The 24,249-nt window shown below is 68.7% G+C and carries 25 protein-coding genes; 18 read left to right on the forward strand and 7 right to left on the reverse strand.

Annotated features, from left to right (window positions below):
• The first annotated feature begins 24 nt into the window (after positions 1-24).
• Positions 25-624, forward strand: a complete 600-nt coding sequence (locus tag DIZ26_RS05855) for a helix-turn-helix domain-containing protein (protein ID WP_112238462.1) — start codon at positions 25-27, stop codon at positions 622-624.
• 14 nt (positions 625-638) lie between these two features.
• Here DIZ26_RS05855 and DIZ26_RS05860 read toward each other — a convergent pair whose 3' ends face one another.
• The gene (locus DIZ26_RS05860; RefSeq protein WP_112238464.1) at positions 639-3,356 is read right to left on the reverse strand and encodes an ATP-binding protein; all 2,718 of its coding nucleotides are present in this window, start codon (positions 3,354-3,356) and stop codon (positions 639-641) included.
• 87 nt (positions 3,357-3,443) lie between these two features.
• On the opposite strand from DIZ26_RS05860, the gene DIZ26_RS05865 reads away from it, so the two are divergent.
• Positions 3,444-4,142, forward strand: a complete 699-nt coding sequence (locus DIZ26_RS05865; RefSeq protein WP_112238466.1) for a hypothetical protein — start codon at positions 3,444-3,446, stop codon at positions 4,140-4,142.
• Positions 4,143-4,148: 6 nt separating this feature from the next.
• On the opposite strand, the gene DIZ26_RS37365 is transcribed toward DIZ26_RS05865, so the two are convergent.
• Positions 4,149-4,319 (reverse strand): hypothetical protein, encoded by a 171-nt coding sequence (locus tag DIZ26_RS37365; RefSeq protein WP_157979594.1) that lies wholly within the window; start codon positions 4,317-4,319, stop codon positions 4,149-4,151.
• Positions 4,320-4,444: 125 nt separating this feature from the next.
• On the reverse strand, positions 4,445-5,419 hold the full coding sequence (locus DIZ26_RS05870) for an iron-containing redox enzyme family protein (RefSeq protein WP_112238468.1): 975 nt from the start codon (positions 5,417-5,419) through the stop codon (positions 4,445-4,447).
• Between the two features lie 73 nt (positions 5,420-5,492).
• On the opposite strand from DIZ26_RS05870, the gene DIZ26_RS05875 reads away from it, so the two are divergent.
• Positions 5,493-5,702, forward strand: a complete 210-nt coding sequence (locus tag DIZ26_RS05875; protein WP_112238470.1) for a CDGSH iron-sulfur domain-containing protein — start codon at positions 5,493-5,495, stop codon at positions 5,700-5,702.
• 74 nt (positions 5,703-5,776) lie between these two features.
• On the opposite strand, the gene DIZ26_RS37370 is transcribed toward DIZ26_RS05875, so the two are convergent.
• Positions 5,777-5,944, reverse strand: coding sequence for a hypothetical protein (locus DIZ26_RS37370; RefSeq protein ID WP_157979595.1), 168 nt, complete (start codon positions 5,942-5,944; stop codon positions 5,777-5,779).
• A gap of 150 nt (positions 5,945-6,094) precedes the next feature.
• Here DIZ26_RS37370 and DIZ26_RS05880 point away from each other — a divergent pair, with 150 nt between their 5' ends.
• The 5 genes from DIZ26_RS05880 (at position 6,095) to DIZ26_RS05895 (ending at position 9,255) form a co-directional block, all read left to right on the forward strand.
• On the forward strand, positions 6,095-6,433 hold the full coding sequence (locus DIZ26_RS05880) for a hypothetical protein (protein WP_112238472.1): 339 nt from the start codon (positions 6,095-6,097) through the stop codon (positions 6,431-6,433).
• A 60-nt stretch (positions 6,434-6,493) separates the two neighbouring features.
• The gene (locus DIZ26_RS37375; protein WP_157979596.1) at positions 6,494-6,631 is read left to right on the forward strand and encodes a hypothetical protein; all 138 of its coding nucleotides are present in this window, start codon (positions 6,494-6,496) and stop codon (positions 6,629-6,631) included.
• A 24-nt stretch (positions 6,632-6,655) separates the two neighbouring features.
• Positions 6,656-7,453, forward strand: coding sequence for an endonuclease/exonuclease/phosphatase family protein (locus DIZ26_RS05885; protein ID WP_157979597.1), 798 nt, complete (start codon positions 6,656-6,658; stop codon positions 7,451-7,453).
• A gap of 108 nt (positions 7,454-7,561) precedes the next feature.
• Positions 7,562-8,590, forward strand: coding sequence for an LLM class flavin-dependent oxidoreductase (locus tag DIZ26_RS05890; protein WP_112238476.1), 1,029 nt, complete (start codon positions 7,562-7,564; stop codon positions 8,588-8,590).
• Entirely contained in the window at positions 8,587-9,255 is a 669-nt protein-coding gene (locus DIZ26_RS05895; RefSeq protein WP_112238478.1) for an NADPH-dependent F420 reductase, read from the forward strand. The genes DIZ26_RS05890 and DIZ26_RS05895 overlap by 4 nt, the downstream gene beginning before the upstream one ends.
• Here the strand turns inward: DIZ26_RS05895 and DIZ26_RS05900 are convergent.
• Both DIZ26_RS05900 and DIZ26_RS05905 read right to left on the reverse strand, forming a co-directional pair.
• A complete protein-coding gene (locus DIZ26_RS05900; protein WP_112238481.1) occupies positions 9,245-9,820 on the reverse strand; it encodes a dihydrofolate reductase family protein in 576 nt (191 codons plus the stop codon). The two genes, DIZ26_RS05895 and DIZ26_RS05900, sit on opposite strands and share 11 nt — an antisense overlap.
• Positions 9,821-9,964: 144 nt before the next feature.
• Positions 9,965-11,674, reverse strand: coding sequence for a sigma-54-dependent Fis family transcriptional regulator (locus tag DIZ26_RS05905; RefSeq protein WP_198675914.1), 1,710 nt, complete (start codon positions 11,672-11,674; stop codon positions 9,965-9,967).
• A gap of 147 nt (positions 11,675-11,821) precedes the next feature.
• Here DIZ26_RS05905 and DIZ26_RS05910 point away from each other — a divergent pair, with 147 nt between their 5' ends.
• The 9 genes from DIZ26_RS05910 (at position 11,822) to DIZ26_RS05950 (ending at position 20,999) form a co-directional block, all read left to right on the forward strand.
• Complete coding sequence (locus DIZ26_RS05910; protein ID WP_112238483.1) at positions 11,822-13,459, forward strand: ferritin family protein; 1,638 nt, start codon at positions 11,822-11,824, stop codon at positions 13,457-13,459.
• A gap of 99 nt (positions 13,460-13,558) precedes the next feature.
• Positions 13,559-14,593, forward strand: coding sequence for an FAD-binding oxidoreductase (locus tag DIZ26_RS05915; RefSeq protein ID WP_112238485.1), 1,035 nt, complete (start codon positions 13,559-13,561; stop codon positions 14,591-14,593).
• A gap of 1 nt (position 14,594) precedes the next feature.
• The gene (locus DIZ26_RS05920; protein ID WP_112238487.1) at positions 14,595-15,701 is read left to right on the forward strand and encodes an aromatic/alkene monooxygenase hydroxylase subunit beta; all 1,107 of its coding nucleotides are present in this window, start codon (positions 14,595-14,597) and stop codon (positions 15,699-15,701) included.
• Between the two features lie 2 nt (positions 15,702-15,703).
• Entirely contained in the window at positions 15,704-16,039 is a 336-nt protein-coding gene (gene mimD, locus DIZ26_RS05925; RefSeq protein ID WP_112238489.1) for a propane 2-monooxygenase effector subunit MimD, read from the forward strand.
• 6 nt (positions 16,040-16,045) lie between these two features.
• Positions 16,046-17,089, forward strand: coding sequence for an amidohydrolase family protein (locus tag DIZ26_RS05930; protein ID WP_112238491.1), 1,044 nt, complete (start codon positions 16,046-16,048; stop codon positions 17,087-17,089).
• Positions 17,086-17,832 (forward strand): iron-sulfur cluster assembly protein, encoded by a 747-nt coding sequence (locus tag DIZ26_RS05935; RefSeq protein WP_112238493.1) that lies wholly within the window; start codon positions 17,086-17,088, stop codon positions 17,830-17,832. The genes DIZ26_RS05930 and DIZ26_RS05935 overlap by 4 nt, the downstream gene beginning before the upstream one ends.
• On the forward strand, positions 17,829-18,854 hold the full coding sequence (locus DIZ26_RS05940; protein WP_112238495.1) for an NAD(P)-dependent alcohol dehydrogenase: 1,026 nt from the start codon (positions 17,829-17,831) through the stop codon (positions 18,852-18,854). Before DIZ26_RS05935 ends, DIZ26_RS05940 begins: the two co-directional genes overlap by 4 nt.
• Positions 18,855-18,865: 11 nt before the next feature.
• Positions 18,866-20,515: a chaperonin GroEL gene (gene groL, locus DIZ26_RS05945; protein ID WP_112238497.1), complete on the forward strand. Its 1,650-nt coding sequence runs from the start codon at positions 18,866-18,868 to the stop codon at positions 20,513-20,515.
• A 64-nt stretch (positions 20,516-20,579) separates the two neighbouring features.
• Positions 20,580-20,999, forward strand: coding sequence for a hypothetical protein (locus DIZ26_RS05950; RefSeq protein WP_112238498.1), 420 nt, complete (start codon positions 20,580-20,582; stop codon positions 20,997-20,999).
• Here the strand turns inward: DIZ26_RS05950 and DIZ26_RS05955 are convergent.
• A complete protein-coding gene (locus DIZ26_RS05955) occupies positions 20,993-21,967 on the reverse strand; it encodes a lysylphosphatidylglycerol synthase domain-containing protein (protein ID WP_157979598.1) in 975 nt (324 codons plus the stop codon). The genes DIZ26_RS05950 and DIZ26_RS05955 overlap by 7 nt on opposite strands.
• Before the next feature lie 239 nt (positions 21,968-22,206).
• Here DIZ26_RS05955 and DIZ26_RS05960 point away from each other — a divergent pair, with 239 nt between their 5' ends.
• Positions 22,207-24,237, forward strand: coding sequence for a S53 family peptidase (locus DIZ26_RS05960; protein WP_198675916.1), 2,031 nt, complete (start codon positions 22,207-22,209; stop codon positions 24,235-24,237).
• The last annotated feature ends 12 nt before the right edge of the window (positions 24,238-24,249 follow it).

Raw genomic sequence — 24,249 nt, forward strand, 5'->3', positions numbered from 1 at the left:
CCGAAACTGGGAAAGTGGCGTCAGATGAGGCGCGTGAAGGACACCTCAGCGACCGAGATCGCCGGCGTGCTCGAGCAGGTCGCCGGCCGGCTCAAGGACGTCCGGACCCGGCGCCGGCTCACGCTCGCGGAGGTGACCGAGGCGACGGGGATCTCGAAGAGCACGTTGTCGCGGCTCGAAACGGGACAGCGGCGGCCCACCCTGGAGCTGCTGCTGGCGTTGTCGCACGTCTACCGCGTACCACTGGGCGATCTGGTCGCGGCACCGGAGCAGGGCGATCCGCGCATCCACCTCAAGGCCGGCCAGGTCAAGGGCAGGACGGTGATCCCGCTGACGCGCCAGCCGGACGGCACGCAGGCGTGGAAGATCGTCATCCCCTCCGGCAACGTCACGCCACAGCTACGAGCACACGACGGCCACGAATGGATCTACGTGCTGTCCGGCCGGATGCGGATCGTTCTCGGCGACCAGGACTGGGTGCTCGGACCCGGCGAGATCGCCGAGTTCGGCACCCAGATCCCGCACTGGTTCGGCAGCACCGGTGAGGAGCCCGCGGAGATCCTGAGCATCTTCACCCGCCCCGGCGAGCGTATGACAGTCCGCACCGCAGCAGTGCTGGGGTAGAAGACCCGTAAGGCTCAGGACACTGCAGTGCGGAGCTGTCGGCGGGAGGTGATGCCGAGCTTTGCGAACGTCTTGCGGAGATGCCACTCGACCGTGCGCGGGCTGATGAACAGCTGCGCCGCGATCTCTGGGTTGGTCAGGCCGTCGCGAGCCAGGCCGGCGATCTGCGCCTCCTGGGCCGTGAGGTCGCTGCTGGTCTCCGGTGAGCGCTTGCGGACCGTCTCACCGGTGGCGAGCAACTCGTGCCGGGCCCGTTCGGCGAAGGCTTCGAGTCCGCCGGCGGTGAAAACGGTGTGGGCCGACCGGAGCTGTTCGCGCGCGTCGACCCGGCGGCCTTCGCGACGCAGCCATTCGCCGTACAGGAGTTGTGTTCTGGCCACTTCGACGCGGAGGGTGGTCCGGCTCAGGTGCTCGATCGACCGGCGGTAGGCCTTCTCGTCGGCGCTGAGCAGTGCACGGACCCTGGCCTCGATGCCGAGTCCCCAATCGGTCGGCGTGGCAGCGGTGCGTTCGGTCAGCCAGGCGAGAGCGGACTCGACGAGTTCGGTGGCGCCGGTCCGGGAGGCCGCTTCGGCAAGCTCGCTGACCACCAGTACGCCGTACCCGAGGACGTCCTGCTCGAAGACCCGGAGCGCTGCGTCCCGGGCCTCGTCGTACCGGCCGAGGCTGTTGCAGAGCACCGACTTCGCAGCGAACGCGAAGTCGACCATGCGGCCCTGCTCGCGCTCGGTGGCCGCCGCGATGGTCGCCTCGATCAGGTCGGTCGCCGGCTGCTCGGTGCCGCGGAAGGCGGCCAGCAGGAGTCCGCCGAAGCCGACCTCGGGTTTGCCGGTCGCCATGGCGATCTGGCGGCCCTCCTCGACCAGCCGGGCGACGGCGGCGAGGTCGCCGGTCAGGCAGTCGAGATTGGCGCGGAAATTGAGCGCGAACTGCAACTGGACGAGCGCGCCGGTCTCCCGGGCCATCCGCTCCTGCCGAACGGCGAGCTCCTGAGCGGCGGCGAAGTCCCAGACCTCCAGTGCGATGATCCCGGCGGCCCGGTTCCCGGCCAGCCAGAGCCAGCTGCGGACATCCTCGGCGCGGACGATGGCATCGCGCGCCTCGCTCAGAGCCTTGGTGAGGTCCGGTGCGGCAGCCGTATAACCACGCAGGACCCGCTTCGCGAAAGCCTGCAGCAGCAGATCGGCCGCGGTAGCCGGTTCCACCGGGGGAGGAGCGGCGCTCGCAGCCTGAGCCAGTACGCCGGGAGCGTCGGGCCCGCTGGCCCAGATCGCCGCCGACATCGCTTCCAGGTGGGCCGTCCGGGCTCGGGTGGCATCGAGCGGTTCGAGTCCTCGGGCGGCCTCGAGCAGCAGGCCGGCCGCGTCGCGAGCGTGGCCGAGGTCCAGGGCGATCTGTCCGCGCAGCTGTTCGGCCTCAGCTGCCCGGAGTGCGTCGGCAGGCCCGGCGGCCACACTGCCGAGTAGGGCCAGCGCTGCCTCGAGCGCTCCCGACCCGCGTTTCGCGGCCGCTGCTGCGAGCGCGCGATCGGCTCTGCGACCAGGAGACGGGCTCAGTTCCGCGGCGCGCTCCAGGAACGCGGCCGCCGCGTGGAAGCCACCGCGCGCCTGCGCTCGCATCGCCGACTGTTCGAGCTCGGCGGCGACCTCTTCGTCGGGCCGAGACGTCGCCTGCGACCGGTGCCAGGCCCGCCGGTCCGGATCGGTGTCGGCATCGGTCACTTCGGCCAGCGCGCGATGAACGGCCTGCCGCTCCTGCGGCGAAGCCGTCCGGTACGCCGCCGAGCGCACCAGCGGGTGCCGGAACTGAACCCGCTGCCCGAAGGTGATCAGCCCCGACGCGATCGCGGGCGTCGCCGGGTCCGCCCCGAGCCCGAGGTGTTCCGCGGCGCGCCAGAGCAAGGTCGCGTCGCCGAGTGGTTCGGCGGCCGCGGTCAGCAGCAGCATCCGGGTCTCCGTGGGCAGCGATTCGAGGCGACGCACGAAGCCGTCCTCGATCCGGCCGGCCAGCGAGTCCGGCGTCAGGCCGTCGGCCAACTCGGCGGCACTCCAGCTCTGTGGCAGTTCCAGCAGGGCCAGCGGATTGCCCCGCGTCTCGGCCACGATCCGGTCCCGCACGCGGGGGTCGACCGGCCCCGGCAGCACGGAGTCCAGCAGTGCCGCCGCGTCGGCCTCGCCGAGACCGCTCAGTTCCAGCTCGGCCAGCCCGGTCAGTTCGTGCTCGCTGCCGTCGCGAACCGCGAAGATCATCACCACCGACTCCGCCTCCAGCCGGCGGGCGACGAACGCGAGAATCCGTGCCGACATCAGATCGAGCCACTGGGCGTCGTCGACCACGCACAGCACCGGCTGCTGGTCTGCGGCGCCGGAGAGTAGGTTCAGGACGGCCAGGCCGATCAGGAACCGGTCCGGCGTCGGCCCGGTCAGCAGGCCGAACGCCGTCCCGAGCGCGTCGTGCTGAGGCGGCGGGAGCCGGTCGATCGAATCCAGGAACGGCTGGCAGAGCTGATGAAGGCCGGAGTAGGCGAGCTCCATCTCGGACTCGATCCCGACGGCCCTGGCGATCCGGCAGCTCTGGTTACGGGCCACCAACGAGTCGAGTAGGGCGGACTTGCCGACCCCCGCCTCGCCACGTAGTACCAGGGCCTCGCTCCGGCCGGACCGGGCCGCACTGACCAAGCCGTCGAGGAGTGCGAGTTCCCGCTGCCGGCCGCGTAACCCTGTGTCCACCACCGCGACAGGCTCGCATCCGGTCCACCCGCGACGCAACGCGGCCCCGTCGCCCCGCCTCGGGCGCTGGGTTGTGCCAGGGTGGCTGGCATGGCCGAGGAGCGAGCAGGACAGACGCACCCGGGGGAGCCCCGGCTGCCGGCAGCGGCGGGCGTGATGGTCGCGATCGGGCTGTACGCCGTACTGCCGCGCTCGTTCCAGATCGGGCCGCGCTACGTGATCCCGGCCCTGGAGTTGTTGCTGTTCATCCCGCTGATGCTGGCCAACCCGCGCCGGATGAGCCGGCAGAACCGGTTGCTGCGCAGGCTGTCGATCGGTCTGGTGCTGCTGATCGCGCTGTCCAACACGACCGCGCTGGTGCTGTTGATCCACTCGCTGGTCGTCGGGGACGCGGTGGCCGGCGGGCAACTGCTGGCGGCTGCGGGGCAGGTCTGGCTGACGAACGTCCTGGTGTTCGCGCTGGCGTACTGGGAGCTGGATCGCGGTGGTCCGGTGACGCGGGCCCGGGTGTCCCGGCCGGGGCTGCCCGACGCCGACTTCCGGTTCCCGCAGGACGAGGACCACGACGCGATCAGCGAGGTCGCGGTGCGGTCGTCGGCCAAGTCGGGCTGGGCGCCCGGGTTCATCGACTACCTGTACATCTCGGTCACCAACTCGTCGGCCTTCAGCCCGACCGACACCATGCCGCTGAGCGTTCGCGCCAAGCTGCTGATGGCGGTCGAGTCGGTCTCGGCGCTGATGCTCTCGGTGCTGGTGGTGTCCTTCGCCGTCGGCGCGCTACAGAAATGAGCGGCCCTAGTTCCCGAGCGGCATGGGGCATTCCGGCTCGGTGGCGACGTCGTCCAGGTCGTAGGCGACCAGGGGACAGCGCACGCAGTACAGGAGCCCGTCGTCGAGGTTGCTGACGAGCTCGTGACCGTGGGCCACCACCTGCTGGCCGGTCGAGTCGGCCGACGAATCGGTCACGGTCCTCATTTCCCCAGAGAGGCTGCGCAGTGCCTCCCCGGTTCCCCGTGCGTAGGTTTCCACGCCTTACAGCTCCATCACACCGTAGTACGGACCTTCATCTGGCTCAGTGGCTGGCATCGAACTCAGCTTGCTGCCTGTTCCTCCCCGATGGCGTTCCACCTGGTCAGCAGGTGAGTGGCGAACAGATTGTCGATGCCGAGTGAGCAGGCCGCGCCGAAGAGCACGTCCGGTGCCGCTTCGGGATGATCGGCGACGTAGGAGTCGCAGAGGTCGTGTGCGGCGATCTGCTCGTGGACGGCGTCCGCCTCGACGTGCTCGGTGAAGTAGCGTGCCTGGTCCGCGGTGGCGCCGAGGCGTGCGGCACCGGCGGCGTACCGGCGGTTCGGCAGGGTGGAGGTCATCTCGAGCGCCGCGAGGTGACCGACCAGCGCACCGACCCAGCGACGATGGAACGCGAACAGCGACATCACGTTGGACAGCGCCAACGTCACGGCCGGTACGTCGGGAACGTAGTACCCGTAGCTGTCGTCGAGCCCGAGCCAGCGCATCGTCGTACGGAACAACTCGGCATGCATCCGCTCGGGCCGGCCGCCGCCGTACTCGTCGGCCTGGATCTCCACCAGCGCGGCCTTCGCCGCCCCGTCCAGGCGGGGGATGCCGAAGCTGTGCGGGTCGGCCTCCTTCAACTGGTAGACCGACCGGTTGGCGACGAACTCGGCGAACTGGGTCAGGTCGGCGTGCCGATGCAGGTACGCCGCCAGCGACGGGCCGTCGTCGGCGTCGATCATCCGGCGCAACTGCGTCGACACCGGCTCACTCGTTGCCTTCGGCCACCAGGTGGCGCGGAGCCAGTCCGACCAGGGCTCCTCGAGCCTGGCCCGGAAGGCCAGGACGTCCGGATCCCACTCGGCCTCGGCGGGTACGCCGTCGAAGCCGCGGTAGCTGAGTTCGTAGCAGCACCACAGCGCCAGCTGGAAATCTTCGTCGGCCCACAGTGCCGCGCGGTCGCTGTCGACCGGCGGAATGGGATCCGAGTGGCCTTCCAGGCGGCTGATCAGCCAGCCGCTCAGTGGCCCCCGTGCAGGCGGTACTCGCATCGTCACCCTCCTCGTTCGAGCGGCCGGTACCCGGTCCGAAACCGGTATGCATAAGTTTGGGCACCTACTGGTCATGGACGACAAACACAGCGAGGGCGCCGTGATCCGGGCGTACGCCGACGGGCCGCTGCTCGTGCGCGGCGACTTCGAACTACGCGACGAGGCCGGCGAGCTGATCGATCCGGGCCGCGCCACGATCGCGTTGTGCCGGTGCGGGCGCTCGGCCCGCAAACCGCTGTGCGACGGCACCCACTCCCTGCTCAAGAAGCGCCGCGAGCCCTAGCCGCGACCCACCGCCACGGCCGTCCAGCCGCCAGGGCACGTCACCGCAGCGGCCGGGCGCCGCCGGGCCGGGGGCTACGGCCGTTCGCCCTGCCGGCGGTAGGCGCCCGCGACCACCAGGATCGAGCCGAAGGCGAGCAGCGCGATGGCCAGACCGACCGGTCCGTCACCGGTGGCGCTGAGGATCAGCCCGGCCACGGTCATCGTGAAGCCGAGAGCGGTGAACAGCAGCGATCTCCACACCTGACTCGAGATCCTGCCGGTACGTCGTGGCGGTTCTCCCATACCTGTCCAGTACCCCCGATTAGACAGCGGATGAACGGGGTACCGGGCTCCTACTCGTCGGGCAGTGTGCGGGTACTCGTTGCATGTGTGAGGGAAGGGCCGGGGGAAATGACCATCGTCGATGGTGAGACCTACGACCAAGCTGCGACGGCGACGCCTGCCGTACGGCTCGAGGTAGATGCCGAGACCGCGCGAGTCGTAGTCGAGGGTGTGTTGACCGAAGCGGTCGCGGCGGCTGCTCGCGAGTTGCTGGTCGACGCCTGTGAACTGAAGACGGCCGCGGTGATCCTGGATCTGAGGGCGATCCTGGATCCCGCGGACCACGATGTGCTGCCGCACCTGGTCGACGTTGCGCAGCGGCGGTGCTGGGCTGCCCGGCGCCGGTTCGACCTGACCGTCGCGGACCCCGAGGTCCGCGAAGCCCTCGCTACCGCCGGAATCTGGTAGCTCCGCGAAGCCCTCGCTGCCGCCGGAATCTGGGAGCTCCGACCCCGAGAGGACGCTGTGATGACCGACCACCCCGGTGAAGAGCCGTTGGTCGACGACCTCGTCGACGAGACCCGGCTGCCCGAGCAGACCCCCGAGGTCGGCTCACCTCCCGACGATCAGCCCGACCCGCTGGACCCCGAGCTGTCGGACCGCTGACCGGTGGACCACCAACTCCGGGCGATGACCTGGAACATCTGGTGGCGGTTCGGTCCCCGCTGGCGGGAGCGGCAGCCCGGCATCCTGGAGACTCTCCGCCGGTTCACTCCGGACGTGATCGCGCTCCAGGAGGTGTGGGGCACCGAAGCCGGAACACAGGCCGACGAGCTCGCCGATGCTCTCGGTCTGCAGGCTGTCTTCGCGGCGCCTTCGTATCCGGTGGCGCCGGAGTCACCCGAGAATCCGGACCAGGAAGGCGTCGAGCTCGGGGTTGCTCTGCTCAGCCGCTGGCCGATCACGCAGTACGAAGCCATCGCGATGCCATCGCGCCATCGCGCCTGGGACCCCGTCGTACTCAGAGCGACCGTCGAACATCCGGCCGGGCCGCTGCCCGTCCTGGTGGCCTGCCTCGAGCACGCCACTACCTACAGCGACGACCGGCTGGCCCAGGCCGCTCTGCTGGCTGACCTCGCCACCGATCCCGCGACGGACGGGCCGTGTCCTTCGCTCGCGATGGGCGATCTGAACGCAGCCGCCGACAGCGCCGTACTGCGGCCGCTGCGCGAGGTGCTGATCGATGCGTGGATCGCGGGCGGGGGTGCCGAGGACGCGGTCACGCTGCCGTCGAGCCATCCGAGCGCTCCGCTCGAAGCCGGGCCGGAACTCGTCGACCAGCGGATCGACCACATCTTCTACCGGCCGGGTCACGAGGACCAGCTGGTCAACGTCGAGTCGGCGATGATCGCCGGCGAGGCGGTCGACGGTGTGTTCCCGTCCGACCATCGCGCGGTCGTCTGCGACCTGCGCTGGCACGACCGCTGATCTTCCGCCTGCCGGCCGACCTGCAGGAATGAACCACGCCTCCTCTCGTGTTGACATGTCAACCAGATCTTGCACACTGGACCTGCCAACGAGAGGGAAGGACGCTTGATGAGCGAGCTGTTGTTCGGCCTCGACACCTTCGGGGACATTCCGGAGGACGACGAGGGCCGGCTGGTGTCGGCGGCGGCCGCGATCCGCCAGGTGATCGACGAGGCGGTGCTCGCAGACGAGCTCGGCGTCGACGCGATAGCGCTCGGCGAGCACCACCGGCCGGAGTACTCGATCTCCACCCCGGAGACGGTGCTCGCCGCGATCGGGGCGCGCACGTCCCGGATCAAGCTCGGCTCCGGCGTGACGGTGCTGAGCTCGGACGATCCGGTCCGGGTGTTCCAGCGGTTCTCGACCGTCGACGCGATCTCGAACGGCCGGGCCGAGGTCATTCTCGGCCGCGGTTCGTTCACCGAGTCGTTCCCGCTGTTCGGCTACGACCTGCAGGACTACGAGGTCCTGTTCGAGGAGAAGCTGCAGCTGTTCGCGCGGCTGCTCGAGGAGAAGCCGGTCACCTGGAGCGGCACCACTCGCGCCGCGCTGGAGAACGCGGAGGTCTATCCCAAGACCGAGTCCGGCCGGTTGACGACCTGGGTCGGCGTCGGCGGAACACCACAGTCGGTCGTGCGTACGGCGTACTACGGGCTGCCGCTGATGCTCGCGATCATCGGTGGGTCGCCGGAGCGGTTCTCGTCGTACGTCGACCTGTACCGGCGGGCGGCCGAGCAGTTCGGGACCGTCGCGCATCCGGTCGGGATGCACTCGCCGGGCTTCGTCGCCGACACCGACGAGGAGGCTAAGGAGGTGTTCTGGCCGCGGTACAAGGTGATGCGGGACCGGATCGGGGCGCTGCGCGGCTGGCCGCCGGTGAAGCGGTCCGAGTTCGACGCCGAGGTTGCCCACGGTTCCATGTACGTCGGTTCGCCGGACACCGTCGCGCAGCGGATCGCCGACGCGGTGAAGAAGCTGGACGTCGGCCGGTTCGACCTGATCTACAGCGCCGGTTCGGTGCCGGTCAGTGCCCGGCTGAAAGCGGTCGAGCTGTACGGCGCGAAGGTGATCCCGATGGTCCGGGAGCTGCTGGCATGAAGCCCACGATCGGAATCCTCGGCGCCGGCAAGGTCGGCACGGTTCTGGCCCGCCTCGCGGTCGCTGCCGGGTACCACGTCCTCATCGCCGGCTCGGGTGAGGTGTCGAAGATCGCGCTGATCGTCGAGGTCGTCACGCCCGGTGCGGTGGCGACGACGGCGGCCGAAGCAGCAGCACAGGCCGATGTGGTGATCCTCGCGCTGCCGCTCGGCAAGTACCGGAGCATCCCGGCCGAGGCGCTGGACGGCAAGCTGGTCATCGACGCGATGAACTACTGGTGGGAGATCGACGGCCGCCGCGACGACCTGACCGATCCGCGGACGTCGTCCAGTGAGATCGTCCAGGAGTTCCTGCGGGGAGCGCGGGTGGTGAAGGCGTTCAACCACATGGGCTACCACGACCTCGAGGACGGCGCCCGGCCGGCCGGAGCCCCGGACCGCAAGGCGATCGCGGTCGCGGGGGAGCCCGGTGACGTCGAGGTGGTCGCGGGGATCGTCGACGCACTCGGCTTCGACCCGGTGCCGGCCGGTCCGTTGGCCGAAGGTGTGCGCTTCGGCCCCGACACCGAACTGTTCGGCGCCAACGTCGACGCCGACGAGGTCCGCGCAATGCTCGACCGCTTCCCGGACACCCTGCGCGGCCGGCTCAGGTCGGTCAGCGGGTGACGTCGTACACCAGCTTCTGGATTCCGTTCGGGTAGGACTGGCTCTCGACGAGGGTCAGGTTCTGCTGGTCCTTGTCGCTTTCGCTGAACATTCGCTTGCCGGCGCCGAGCAGGACCGGGAAGACCAGCAGGTGGTAGCGGTCGATCAGGCCGGCGTCGGACAGGTTGCGGTTCAGGGTGGCGCTGCCATGGATGATGATCGGACCGCCCTCGGTCTGCTTGAGCGCCGCGACGTCGTCCAGCGACCGCAGGATGGTGGTCTCGCCCCAGGTGGACACCAGGTCCTGGTCCTGCAGGGTGGTCGATACGACGTACTTCGGCATCGCGTTGTAGCCGGCGAAGTCGACAGTCATCCCGGGCCAGACCGGCGCGAACGCCTGGTAGCTGACGCGGCCCATCATCATGGCCGTGGCCTCGTTCTGTTCGCGGCCCTTCAGTTCGTACGCGGCCTCGTCGTACGCGACGGCTTTGAAGGTCCAGCCCGAGTTGCGGTAGCCCGGTTCTCCGCCGGGCGCCTCGACGACGCCGTCGAGTGAAACGAACGCGGTGGCGATCAGGGTGCGCATCTGTTGTCCTCCGTGGGATTCGATCCGGTGTGCTGTCGTCACTGCGTCGAGCGCACAGTGCCCGGATGGACATCCAACACGGAGTGATCTGGATCACCTCCACCGGCCGGCTCGAGCATCGCAGCATGGCCTGGAGCCGACGACTCAGCTGACGATGCCGTAGTCGCGGATCTTGCGATAGATGGTCGCGCGGGACATGCCGAGCGCGGCGGCCGCGGCGGTCTTGTCGCCGTTGTGGGCGGCCAGCGCACCGACGACGGCGTCGCGCTCGAGGGCTTCCATCCTGGTCAGGTGGCGTCGCGTCGTCGCATGGCATTCGGCCGGCAGGTCGTCGAGTTCGATGACGCCGGAGCGGCGGCGACGGGCGACCTCGGTCAGCACCCGCCGCAGGTGGGTGACGTTACCGGCCCAGGGAAGTCGCATCAGCTGGTTGGTCGCGGCCGGCGACATCGTCACGCCGGTGATCCCGGCCCTGCTGAGGAGATGCCGCGCGAGCGCCGGGACGTCCTCCAGGTGATGGCGCAACGGTGGCACCGCGACCGTCCGCGGGAAGAAGTGCAGGAGCTGGGTGCCGAGCTGCTCGGAGCCGCCGGTTTGTCCGGTCAGCATCGTGAGTGCGACCCACGGATCCCGGCCGATCGAGCCGTCACGGGCACCCTGCAGCAACTCGGTCAGGCCTTCGATGGTCTCGCCGCTGAGCAGATGGGCGTGCTGGATGATCAGATCCGCGCCGGACTCCAATTCGTTCCCGGCGCGACTGAGCAACTCGTCCGCCGAGGCGGGGTCGGCTGCATCGACGATCGCCAGTCTGCCGTTCGGCGAGGTGTAGTCGTGCACGCTGCGCAAGAGAGTCAGCTTGCCCACGCCGGACTCGCCCTCGGCGACCAGCCACTCGGCCCGGGCGGTGGCGTCCAGCACCTCCTGGATCGTGTGCCGCCACAAGGCGCTGGTCCCGGCGACACCGGGTAGTGCCGGTACGCGCCCTTCGCTGGTCGTACGCAGTCCGGGCCGCTGTTCCTTGATCTGGATGACTCCACCGGCCAGGGTGTCGCCCAGGAACGTCGGGTTGTAGGCGAGCCGGGCGATGGTCCCGCTGGGCAGGTCGGCGATGAACGTCACCGGTTTCGTGCCACCGCGGGCGTCCCGGGTGCGATCGATCAGAGCGGCCTGATCGGTGGAGTCGAAGTGCTGCTGGGCGTGCGAGTTGATCATGAAGACCTCGTCGCCGAGCGCGATCACGGAGCCGCCGGTGTGCCGGCAGACCGCGTAGTAGTCGCTCAGCAGCGCCTGGTCCAGCGCGTTCGCCTCCTCCACGATGCGCTCCTGGATCCGCCGGGCCGCGAGCTTGGCGAACGACAGCAGCACGGCATTCGAGTTCTTCGCCTGCGTGGTGATGTCGAGTACGCCGAGCAGCCCGCCGGTGACCGGGTGTGCGATCGGCGCCCCGGCGCACGCGAAGCCCCGCAGTACGCCGGTGTAGTGCTCCTCGCCGAGGACCAGGATCGGCCCGCCGACCTCCAGGGCGGTGCCGATGCCGTTGGTGCCGACCTCCGACTCGGCATAGCGGAACCCGGGGGCCAGGTCGACGGAGTCCAGACGCCGGATCAGCGTGCGGTCACCGCCGCGACGGTCCAGCACCACCCCTTTGGCGTCGGTCAGGATGATGCACACCGGTTCGTTGGTGAGCTCCGACGACAGCGCGTCGATGACCGGCCGGGCGGCCCTGGTCAGCGTGGTGTCGTAGTCGATCCCGGCGAAGTACGACGGCGCCGGCTGGTCGGCGTCGACGAGCGACGCCTGAGAGCGCTGCCAGGACATCCGGATCGTGTTCCGGACAGGCAGGTCGGTGGGCATCCCGGCTCCCTCCGCTCGGCGACTGATGGACAGCGGAACATCACCAACAGTAGGTCGCACGGCGCAGAACGGCGTCTCACATTGAGACAGCGGCCCGCTCATCGGACAGCTTTCATCGCTGCAACACAGCCGATTCTGGAGGCAGAGATGAGCAGGCAGAGTCTCACCAAGGCGCATGCCAAGATCACCGAACTCTCGTGGGAGCCGACCTTCGCCACGCCGGCCACCCGGTTCGGGACGGACTACACGTTCGAGCGGGCGCCCAAGAAGGACCCGCTGAAGCAGATCATGCGGTCCTACTTCCCGATGGAGGAGGAGAAGGACAACCGGGTCTACGGCGCCATGGACGGCGCGATCCGGGGGAACATGTTCCGCCAGGTCCAGCAGCGCTGGCTGGAGTGGCAGAAGCTGTTCCTGAGCATCATCCCGTTCCCGGAGATCTCCGCGGCCCGGGCGATGCCGATGGCGATCGACGCGGTCCCGAACCCGGAGATCCACAACGGTCTCGCGGTGCAGATGATCGACGAGGTCCGGCACTCGACGATCCAGATGAACCTCAAGAAGCTGTACATGAACAACTACATCGACCCGGCCGGTTTCGACATGACCGAGAAGGCGTTCGCGAACAACTACGCGGGCACCATCGGCCGGCAGTTCGGCGAGGGGTTCATCACCGGTGACGCGATCACCGCCGCGAACATCTATCTGACGGTGGTCGCCGAGACCGCGTTCACGAACACGCTGTTCGTCGCCATGCCGGACGAGGCGGCGGCCAACGGCGACTACCTGCTGCCGACGGTGGTCCACTCGGTCCAGTCCGACGAGTCGCGGCACATCAGCAACGGGTACTCGATCCTGCTGATGGCACTCGCCGACGAGCGCAACCGGCCGCTGCTCGAACGCGACCTGCGCTACGCGTGGTGGAACAACCACTGCGTCGTGGACGCCGCGATCGGCACCTTCATCGAGTACGGCACGAAGGACCGGCGCAAGGACCGGGAGAGCTATGCGGAGATGTGGCGTCGCTGGATCTACGACGACTACTACCGCAGCTACCTGCTGCCGCTGGAGAAGTACGGGCTCACGATCCCGCACGACCTGGTCGAGGAGGCCTGGAACCGGATCACCAACAAGGGCTACGTGCACGAGGTGGCGCGGTTCTTCGCCACCGGCTGGCCGGTGAACTACTGGCGGATCGACGCCATGACCGACACCGACTTCGAGTGGTTCGAGCACAAGTACCCGGGCTGGTACTCCAAGTACGGCAAGTGGTGGGAGAACTACAACCGGCTCGCCTACCCGGGCCGGAACAAGCCGATCGCGTTCGAGGAGGTCGGGTACCAGTACCCGCACCGCTGCTGGACCTGCATGGTGCCGGCGCTGATCCGCGAGGACATGGTCACCGAGAAGGTCGACGACCAGTGGCGCACCTACTGCTCGGAGACCTGCTACTGGACCGATGCCGTCGCGTTCCGCAGCGAGTACGAGGGCCGGCCGACGCCGAACATGGGCCGGCTGACCGGGTTCCGCGAGTGGGAGACGCTGCACCACAACAAGGACCTGGCCGACATCGTGGCGGATCTCGGCTACGTCCGCGACGACGGCAAGACGCTGATCGGCCAGCCGCACCTGGACCTGGACGACCCGAAGAAGATGTGGACCCTCGACGACGTCCGCGGCAACACGTTCATGAGCCCGAACGTGCTGCTGAACCAGATGTCGGACGCCGAGCGCGAGGCCCACGTCGCGGCGTACAAGGCGAACGGCACGAAGGCCGCCGGCTGACCCCTGACCCGGCCGGTGGCGCTGTGTTGCCCTGTCGTCCGGCGCCATCGGCCGTTCCATCCAGCCGTACCAACCACCAGCCAGCGTGAGGAGGCCGTCGTGGCCGACAGCCATCGCATTCGCTTCGAACCGGTCGACATCGAGATGGACGTCACCGAGGACGACAAGATCCTCGACGCGGCGTTCCGGCAGGGCATCCACCTGATGCACGGCTGCAGGGAGGGCCAGTGCTCTGCCTGCAAGTCGTACGTCCTCGAAGGTGACCTGCAGATGGAGCGCTACTCGACCTTCGCCTGCAACGACGCCGAGGTCGCCGAAGGGTACGTGCTGCTGTGCCGGGCGCACGCCTACAGCGACTGCACGATCGAGTTGCTCAACTTCGACCCCGACGAACTGCTCGGCGGCATCCCGATCGGAACCGTCAGCGCCGAGGTCAGCGCCATCGAGCCGGTCACCCGCGACATCGTCTCGCTGCGCCTGACGGCCGGGCACGCCTTCGATTTCAAGCCGGGACAATACGTCGACATCACCATCCCCGGGACCGAAGACCACCGCTCGTTCTCGATGGCGACGACGCCGTCGACCGCGGGCGAGCTCGAGTTCCTGATCAAGAAGTACCCCGGTGGCCGGTTCTCGGCGTTGCTCGACGGCGAGCTGAAGGTCGGCGACGTGGTGTCGCTGACCGGCCCGTACGGCTCGTCGACGCTCAAGGACGGCCACGTGCTGCCGGTGATCTGTATCGCCGGTGGCGCGGGGATGGCACCGATCCTGTCCATCCTGCGGCATCTGCGGGAGACGGGCAGCACCCGGCCGGTCCGGTTCTACTACGGCGCCCGGACCGCGGCCGATCTCTTCTACCTGGACGTGATCTCCGAACTCGGTGCCGACCTGGCCGGGTTCGAGTTCGTCGCCTGCCTGTCGGAGTCGATGGAGGGTGCCGATGCTTCCGCCGAACAGGGCAACGTCACCGAGGTGGTCGAGCGCCGCGAGGCCGAGTTGCACCGCAGCGAGGTCTACCTGTGCGGTCCGCCGCCGATGGTGGACGCCGCCTTGACGTTGCTGGAGGCAAGCAACGTGCCGACCGACCAGGTCTTCTACGACAAATTCACCAGCCCAGCGACCGATGGAGCCTGAGATGACGCAATCCGCAGTACCGAAGCAGCGCAGTTTCCCGAAGATCGAGTTCACCGACTCCGAGGCCGGCGCGCTGGAGTTCCCGAGCTCGAAGAGCCGGGCCTACAACTACTACCAGCCGGCCAAGCTGCGCGCGACGATGTACGAGGACGTCACGGTCGACGTGCAGCCGGACCCGGACCGGCACCTCAGCCAGGGCTGGATCTACGGCTTCGGCGACGGTCCCGGCGGCTACCCGAAGGAGTGGACGGCCGCGAAGTCGTCGAACTGGCACGCCTTCCTCGACCCGAACGAGGAGTGGAACCAGACGATCTACCGGAACAACTCCGCGATCGTCCGGCAGGTCGACCTGTGCCTGCAGAACGCCAAGCGGGCCAGGGCGTACGACGGCTGGAACCCGGCGTGGCTCAAGTTCGTCGAGCGCAACCTCGGCGCCTGGATGCACGCCGAGAACGGCCTGGCCCTGCACGTCTTCACCAGCATCCAGCGGTCCGGCCCGACCAACATGATCAACACCGCGGTCGCCGTCAACGCCGCCCACAAGATGCGCTTCGCGCAAGACCTCGCACTCTTCAACCTCGACCTGTCGGAAGCCGATGTACCGTTCGACGGCAGCGCTCACATCGGGGTCTGGAAGGACGCGCCCGAGTGGCAGCCGACGCGTGAGGTGGTCGAGCGGCTGACCGCGGTGGGCGACTGGTGCGAGTTGCTCTTCGCCACCAACATCGTGTTCGAGCAGCTGGTCGGTTCGCTGTTCCGGACCGAACTGGTGATGCAGATCGCGGCCCGCAACGGCGACTACATCACCCCGACGATCGTCGGCACCGGCGAGTACGACTACGACCGCGACCTGAACTACACCCGCAACCTGTTCCGGCTGCTGACCAGGGACGCAGAGTTCGGCGAGACCAACAAGGCGCTGTTCGGCGACTGGCTCGCCACCTGGGTGCCGCGCTGTCTCGACGCGGCCCAGGCGCTGCAGCCGATCTGGTCGCAGCCGGCCGACAAGCCGGTCACCTTCGCGTCGAGTCTCGACGCGGCCAAGCAGAAGTTCCGTTCGCTGCTCGAGGACCTCGGGCTCGACTCACCGAAGGAGCTGGACCAGTGAGCATGCATTTCGGATCCGACACCGAGTTCTCCAACAAGTGCGGGGTCACCTTGATGAACACTCCGATCGGCCGCGTCGTCGCCGAGGTGATGGGCGCCAAGGAGGGCGTCGAGCTGACCGAGTATCCGTCGATGATCCGTGTCGACGGCACCGGCCTGCTCGACTTCGACTACGCCGAGCTGACCGACGCGCTCGGCTCGGAGTTCGACGGCTCGGTGTTCGAGGAGATCTCCTCCACCCACTACGGCCGGATGGTGCACCTGGACGACAAGACCATCCTGTTCGCCAGTCCTGAGGACGCCGCCGAGTACATCGGCTTCGACCTGGTCAGGAAGTGATCGCCCATGTACGAGCACGACGGTGAGAAGTACTTCGTCGTCGACGCCCACATCGCGTTGTGGGACGGCCGCGAGTCGAACCAGAAGAACATCCACGGCAAGCAGTTCATCGACTGCTTCTACGACTACCACAAGAACCTCAGCCCGGAAGACGCCGTCTGGGACTACGACACCTACACGTACTACGGCGGCCAGCGGCTGCTGAAGGATCTGTTCGAGGACGGCTACGTCGATCACGCGATCTTCCAGCCGGCCATCCTCGGCGAGTTCTACCGCACCGGCTTCGGTCAGACCGAGGAAGCACTCGAGCTGACCCGGCAGAACCCGGGCAAGCTGACCTACAACCACGCCTGGGATCCGCGCTTCGGCGAGGAAGGGCTCAGGCAGCTCCGCGAGGACGCGGCCCGGATGAACCTGAAGGGCGTGAAGCTCTACACCGCGGAATGGCACGGCGACTCCCGCGGCTGGAAGCTCGACGACCCGTGGGCGCGTCGCTATCTCGAGGAGTGCCTCGAGCTCGGCATCAAGAACATCCATGTCCACAAGGGCCCCACCATCCGGCCGCTGGACCGCGACGCCTTCGACGTGGCGGACATCGACAAGGTGGCGACCGACTACACCGACCTGAACTTCATCGTCGAGCACGTCGGCCTGCCCAGGCTGGAGGACTTCTGCTGGATCGCCACCCAGGAGTCCAACGTGTACGGCGGGCTCGCGGTCGCGATGCCGTTCATCCACACCCGGCCCGGCTACTTCGCCCAGATCCTCGGCGAGCTCCTGTACTGGATCGGCGAGGACAAGATCCTGTTCTCCAGCGACTACGCGATCTGGACACCCAAGTGGCTGGTCGAGAAATTCGTCGACTTCCAGCTTCCGGCCGGCCAGTCGGAGTACGCGCCGATCACGGTCGAACAGAAGAAGAAGATCCTCGGGCTGAACGCGGCCGCGCTGTACGACCTCGACGTACCGGCGGAGCTGCGGCTGCCCACCAACGCCGGTGACACCGGCGCCGAGGTGGCAGCCGGGGCGAAGGAGGCCGTGGCGTCATGAGTACGGTCACCCCTGCCGCGCAGACCGGTTTGGCGAGCGAGGTGACGGCGGCCCTGGCGACCGTCGTCGACCCCGAACTGGACGAGCCGATCACCGACCTCGGATTCGTCCGGTCGATCCGGATCGACGACGTCGGGGTGACCGTCCACCTACGGCTGCCGACGTCGTTCTGCGCACCGAACTTCGCCTACCTGATGGCCGCCGACGCCCAGGACGCGCTGCGCCGCGTCCCGGGCGCCGGCCGGGTGATGGTGCTGCTGGACGATCACCACGACTCGGACCGGATCAACGCCGGCCTGGCCCTGAACGCCGGCTACCGCGGCACCTTCGGCCCCGAGGCGGAGGACAGCCTGGACGAGCTCCGCCGGATCTTCCAGCGCAAGGCGCACACGGCCGCCATGGAGCGTTGCGTGATGGCCCTGCTTCGCACGACCGACCGGAATCTCGAGGACCTGCACGAGCTCACGCTCGGCGAGCTTCCGGGCGGTCCGCACAAAGAAGCCCTGTTGCGGCGCCGGACCGACATCGGGCTCGGCATCCGCCCGGACGACCTGGTCGTCGTCGACGAGGACGGCCGGCCGGTCGCGCAGTCCGCCGTACCGCTAAGGCTTCGGTACGCCAAGGCGGTGCGCGTCTCCGTCGAGGGCAACGCGCACTTCTGCCGCGGCCTGCTGGCGACGAGGTACGACGACGAGCCGGGCGGGCTGTCCACTCACATCACCGACACGAGGAGAGCATCATGAGGGCGGTACAAGTCGTCGGCTACCACACCAAGTTGCAGCTCACCGAAGTGCCGGAGCCGCAGCTCACCGGGCCGCTCGATGTCGTCGTCAGGATCGGTGGCGCCGGGGTGTGCCGGACCGATCTGCACATCCTCGAAGGGCAGTGGGCCGAGAAGAGCGGCGTCGCGCTGCCGTACACGATCGGTCACGAGAACGCCGGCTGGGTGCACGCGATCGGCGACGCGGTCACCAACGTGCAGGTCGGCGACAAGGTGATCCTGCATCCGCTTATCACCTGCGGCCTGTGCCGGGCCTGCCGGTTCGGTGACGACGTGCACTGTGAGAACAGCCGGTTCCCCGGTATCGATACCGACGGCGGCTACGCCGAATACCTCCGTACTACGGCCCGCAGCGTGGTCCGGATCGACGACAGCCTCCAGCCCGCGGATGTCGCGGCGCTCGCGGACGCGGGCCTCACGGCGTACCACGCTGTCGCGAAGGTCGCCCGCGCGACCAGGCCCGGGGACGTTTGCGTGGTGATCGGCGCCGGCGGTCTCGGTCACATCGGCATCCAGGTGCTGAAGGCGATCTCGCCGGTCACCGTGGTGGTGGTCGACCGCAATCCGGCGGCCGTCCAGCTCGCCGTCGAGATCGGCGCGGACCACGGGATCGTTGCCGACGGCACCCAGATCGAGCAGGTGCTGGAACTGACCGCCGGCAAGGGCGCCGAGGCCGTCGTCGACTTCGTCGGCGAGGGCGGCGCGACCGCCGCGGGCGTGGCGATGCTGCGCCGGGCGGGCAACTACTACGTGGTCGGGTACGGCGAGAACCTCGACCTCCCGACGATCGACATCATCTCCACCGAGATCAACTTCATCGGCAACCTGGTCGGCTCCTACAACGACCTGCAGGAGCTGATGGTGCTGGCCGCGCAGGGCAAGGTCACCCTGCACACCACGAAGTACCCGCTGGCCGACTTCCAGCAGGCGATCGACGACCTCGACGCGGGACTCGTCCGCGGCCGGGCGATTCTCATCCCTTGAAAGGCTGAATCATGGCAAAGGAACTGAGGTTCAACTCAGAGGCAAGGCGGTTGCTGGAGTCCGGGGTGAACGCTCTGGCCGACGCGATCAAGGTGACGCTCGGGCCGAAGGGCCGCAACGCGGTACTGGAGAAGCTGACCGGGCCGCCGACCATCACCAACGACGGCGTCACGATCGCCAAGGAGATCCAGCTCCGCGAGCCGTTCGCCAACATGGGCGCGCAACTGGTCAAGGAAGTCGCGATGAAGACCAACGGCGTGGTCGGTGACGGCACCACGACGGCGACCGTGCTGGCCCAGGCGATGGTCCGCGAAGGCCTGCGGGCCGTCGACGCCGGCGCCAACCCGATGCGGGTCCGGCGCGGTATCGAGCAGACCGTTCCCGTCGTGGTGGAGACGCTGCGGTCGTGGGCGGCCGAGGTCGGCGGGGCGCAGGACCTGCGGCACATCGCGACGCTGGCGGCCAGCGACGACGAGTCGATCGGCGAGGTCGTCGCCGAGGCGGTCGAGCGGGTCGGCCGCAACGGCATCGTCACCACCGAGGAGTCCGAGACCTTCGGCCTGTCGGTGAACGTTGTCGACGGCATCGACTTCGACCACGGCTACATCTCGATGTACATGGTCACCGACCGGGAGCGGATGGAGGCCGTGCACGACAACCCGGTCATCCTGCTCACCAACAAGAAGATCTCCCAGGTGCAGGACATCATGCCGACCGTCGAGGCGGCCAAGCGTGCCGACCGGCCGCTGGTCGTACTGGCCGAGGACGTCGACGGACCCGCGTTGCAGCTGCTGGTGGGCGGCAACATGCACAACACGATGCGGTCGGTCGTCGTCCGGGCGCCCGGCTTCGGCCACCGCCGGATCGCCGAGCTGGAGGATCTCGCGGTGGCCCTCGGTGGCCAGGTGATCGCGACGGACACCGGGCTGGACCTGTCCGAGGTCACGCTGGACCACCTCGGATCGTGCGACCGGATCACGATCACCGAGAACGACACCACGATCGTCCGCGGACACGGCGACGCGAACCTGGTCTCGGCCCGGCTGGCGCAGTTGGAGACGCAGTTCGAGCGGGCCCGGATCGAGGCCGACCAGGACAATCTGCAGCTGCGGATGGCCCGGCTGTCGGGACGGGTCGCCGTGATCCGGGTCGGCGGTGCGACCAGCGTCGAGCTGAAGGAGCGGATGCTCCGGGTCGAGGACTCGCTGGCCGCGACGCGGGCCGCGCTCGAGGAGGGCGTGGTGGCCGGCGGGGGAGTGGCGCTGGTCCAGGCCCAGGAGGCGGTCTCGCGGGTCGAGCTGATCGGCGACGCCGCGGTCGGCCGTGAGGTGGTCCGCCGGGCACTGCCCGAGCCGTTGCGCTGGATCGCGATCAACGCCGGGTACGACGGCGACGAGGTGGTCGCCAAGGTGGCGACGCTTCCGTTGGGAACCGGCTTCAACGCGCTGACCGGTCACTACGCCGACATGTTCGACGAGGGGATCATGGACCCGCTCAAGGTGACCCGGGCGGCGCTGGAGAGCGCGGCCTCGATCGCGGCGCTGATCATCACCACGGAGACCGCGGTGGTCGAGGAGGTGCTCGGCAACCCGGGCGCGATCATGGCTCCCGGCTTCGGCGACCTGGCCGAGGGCATGGTCCGCCCGTCCAACATCTACTGATTTCCCCCGGTTCTCCTTGATCGGATCGATGACCCTCTGCATACCTAGTATCTAGATACCGAGTATGTATATCGATCCGATCAAGGAGAACATGATGAAGATGCGAGCAGCAGTGGTGTCCGTACTGGCAGTGACGACGCTGGCGGCGGCTCCGCTGGCCGCGCACGCTGCCCCGGTGGCTCAGGCCAAGACTTTCAGCCAGCCGTACAAGCAGCTGGTCACGGGCAGCAGTTGGGGCAGCGGGGGCACGTACATCGCTCACGGCGGTGACATCAAGCTGAAGCTGACCACGCTGCCGAAGGCCACCGAGGTGCTGGTCGAGGAGTGCGAGGGCAGGGACCTCGGCGACGTCGCGGTCTTCACGAAGCAGGCGCCCAGTCACGTGCTGGCGACCAAGGTGCCGGCCGGCACCTGCTTCCTGATCCTCTTCCAAAAGCACGTGAAGGCCGCCGACTACGTGGTCGAAGGCACGTTCAGCTACTGACCTTCGGCCGCTCGGGGCACAGGCGCCGCGGTGAAAAGCCCGGTGCCTGTGCCGCTCGGGCACAAGGCCGCCGCCGGCCGTGGCTCGGTGAACCAGCCGCGCCACCGCAGGAAGAAGCAGCCGCCACCGAACAACAACGCCGGAACCCAGTAGAGCAAGGCGGTGAGTGCCACCGCACCGAAGGCCGCTGTCCACGAAACACCGATCGATGCCAGGCCGGCGACGAGAGCGCCTTCGCGCGGACTGGCACCGTGTACGCCGGGCAGTGCCCCGGCGAGCTGGCTGGCACCGAACACGGCGACCAACTGGAACGCCGACACGGAGTCGCCGACGGCTTGGAGCGCCCCGATCAGCAACCCGAGGATCGTGGCCTGGTAGCCGATGGACAACACGACGCCGACCGCGAACACCGCCGTCGATGGCCACGGCCAGCTACCGGCGAGACCGGGGCGCCGACGGCGGACCAGAATCGCGGCCAGCAGAACCAGGGCGGCGAGTCCGAGAGCGACCACGAGCACGATCGGCGGCAGCGCGATCCCGCAGACCGCGACGGCCACGACGAGTCCGACGGCACCGACGAACCGGTCCAGCGCGACCGCGGCCACCGCGGCGGAGCGCCGTACGCCGGTGGATTCCAGGCGGTGCACCCGCCAGAGGTCGGCGCCGGCGTGCCACGGTGAAATCAGGCCGAGGATCTCGCTCTCCGCGTACGCCCGCACGTGCCAGACCCTGGTCCGGCCACTGGCCGCCAGCGCGTGCCAGCGCAACGGGCACAGCACGTACTTACCGATCGCGAACGGCAGCAGCCCGATGGCGGCGGGCAGGACCGAGGTGTGCGGGACCCGCTCGACGTTCCACAGAGACAGCAGCACGGCACCCAGCAGCGCGGTGACTTGAACGGCGCGATTGGTGACGACCGCCTTGGCTACTCGCAGGAATGTCCCGATGTGTTCTTGCCGCACGCGCACGACGGCCTCCTCTCGGCCAACCGAACGGCGGTGGCGGGGCACTCTCCCCGTCCCGCCACCCGGTCAGACCATAACCGCCGCGCACTACCCCCGCATCTCGCCGTCCGCGCGCCGGACGCTTGGACAGGAGCCGAAATGTTCCGCTCGCGGGGTGTTGCACGGCGCTGGAAAGCGTTGAGGCCACTGGACGGGCGCTCGAAGATGACGCGGTTGGGACTTCGAGCGAGAGGGACGAAGACGTGAAGAGAACCAGGCGAACCGCGCTGGCGATCGCGGCGGCCGGGGCGGTGGTGGCTGTCGCCGCGCTGCCGGTGGCGTCGGCCGCACCGGCCGACGAACAGGTGTCCGGCGGGCGCCCGAGCTGGGCCGTCGCGTCGGCCGACCGGGGGCCGACCGATCCGGGGACGGAGCTCGAGGCGCGGGTGTATCTGGCCGGACGAGACCCGCAGGCGATGACGGCGTACGCCCTGGCGGTGACCGATCCGCACAATGCCGCCTACCGGCACTTCTTGTCGGCTGCCGAGGTGAACCGGCGATTCGGGCCGAGTCCTGAGCAGACCCGTGCCGTCACCTCGTGGCTGAAGTCGTCCGGCCTGAAGGTGACCAGCACCGACTCGCACTACGTCGGCTTTCGTGGGTCGGTGGAGAAGGTGCAGCGGGCGTTCGATGTGCAGCTGCACAACTTCGCCGATGCCCGTGGGCTGCACCGCGCACCGACGGGTGAGGTGAAGGTCCCGGGCCGCCTCGCGGGCGCCGTACAGGGTGTTGTCGGGCTGGAAGACCCTGCAAAACAAGGCGTTCGGACCAAATCGGCGGACGAGGTCGCGGCGCGGACGGCTCCGCGGGCGGCCGAACCGGACCCGTGGGGACCGAGTCCCGCGCTGTACCGCGCGGAGCCGTGCTCGAACTACTGGGGCGAGAAGCCGGCCACCGACCAGCCCAAGTCCGACGGCAAGACACGGCCGTGGACGTTGTGCGGTTACGGCCCGCAGGAACTGCGCAAGGCGTACGGACTCGACCGGACCAGTCTGACCGGTCGCGGCGTGACGGTCGGGGTCATCGACGCCTACGCGTCGCCGACGATCGAGGCCGACGTCGCGGCGTACGCGAACAAGCATGTCTCGCAGGGCTGGCGGCCGGGTCAGCTGAAGCAGTACACGACGCCCGGCGGATCACCCGACTGCTTCGGTGGGGCACCGAACGCGATCTACGTCGAGGAGGCGCTGGACATCGAGGCCGTACACGCGATGGCGCCGGACGCGGACGTCGCGTACGTCGGCGCCAAGGACTGCAGCGACCCGAGCCTGCTGGACGCGCTGAACCGGCTGGTCGACAACCACCTGGCCGACATGGTCAGCAACTCGTGGGGCGACGGCGCGAACGGGCCGGCCACCGAGGCGATCCGGCAGGCGTACGAGGACGTGTTCCAGCGGGCCGCGATCCAGGGCATCGGCGTCTACTTCTCCTCGGGTGACTGCGGGGTCGAGGACCCGATCACGGGCTGCGGGCGCAACGAGGACTCCAACGGCGTGCAGACCGAGTACCCGCCGGAGAGCGTGTGGGTGACCGGCGTCGGCGGTACGACGATGGCGCTCGGCCCGGACTACCGGAAGGTCTTCGAGGCCGGCTGGGGCAACATCCGCTCGGAGAAGAAGGCCGACGGCACTGGCTGGGACCCGGATCCGCGGGCGGGCTACCCGGCTGCCTTCACCGGCGGGTCCGGCGGTGGCACGAGCGCCAAGGTGCGCCAGCCGGCGTACCAGGCCGGTGTCGTACCGGCGAAGCTGGCGCGGACGCTGCTGACCGGTGAGACGTCGGCGTACCCAATGCGGGTCGTGCCGGACGTCGCGATGGACGGCGACAACAACAGCGGGATGATGGTCGGCCAGACCTGGCTGAAGGCCGACGGCACTGTGGGCTATCTGGAGGTCCGGCTCGGCGGGACCAGCCTGTCGAGTCCGCTGATGGCTGGTCTGCAAGCGGTCGCACAGCAGGCGCAGCGCTCGCCGATCGGCTTCGCCAATCCGCAGCTGTACCAGCGGGCCGGGTCGAAGGCGTTCGACGACGTCACCGACACCCCCTTCGGGCCGAACGAACTGCTGAACGTCGTCCGCAACGACTACAGCAACATCACCGACCCGAGCAGCCCGATCAAGACCCGCCTCTACACCTTCGGACTGAACGGCCCGATCAAGGCGGTCACGGGGTACGACGACGTGACCGGCGTGGGTACGCCGAGCTCGACCTACGCCCAGTCCTACCAACGCTGACCGACTCTGAGC

Origin of the sequence: Kribbella monticola, from assembly GCF_003261635.1 — a bacterium.
Taxonomy (GTDB): Bacteria; Actinomycetota; Actinomycetes; order Propionibacteriales; family Kribbellaceae; genus Kribbella; species Kribbella monticola.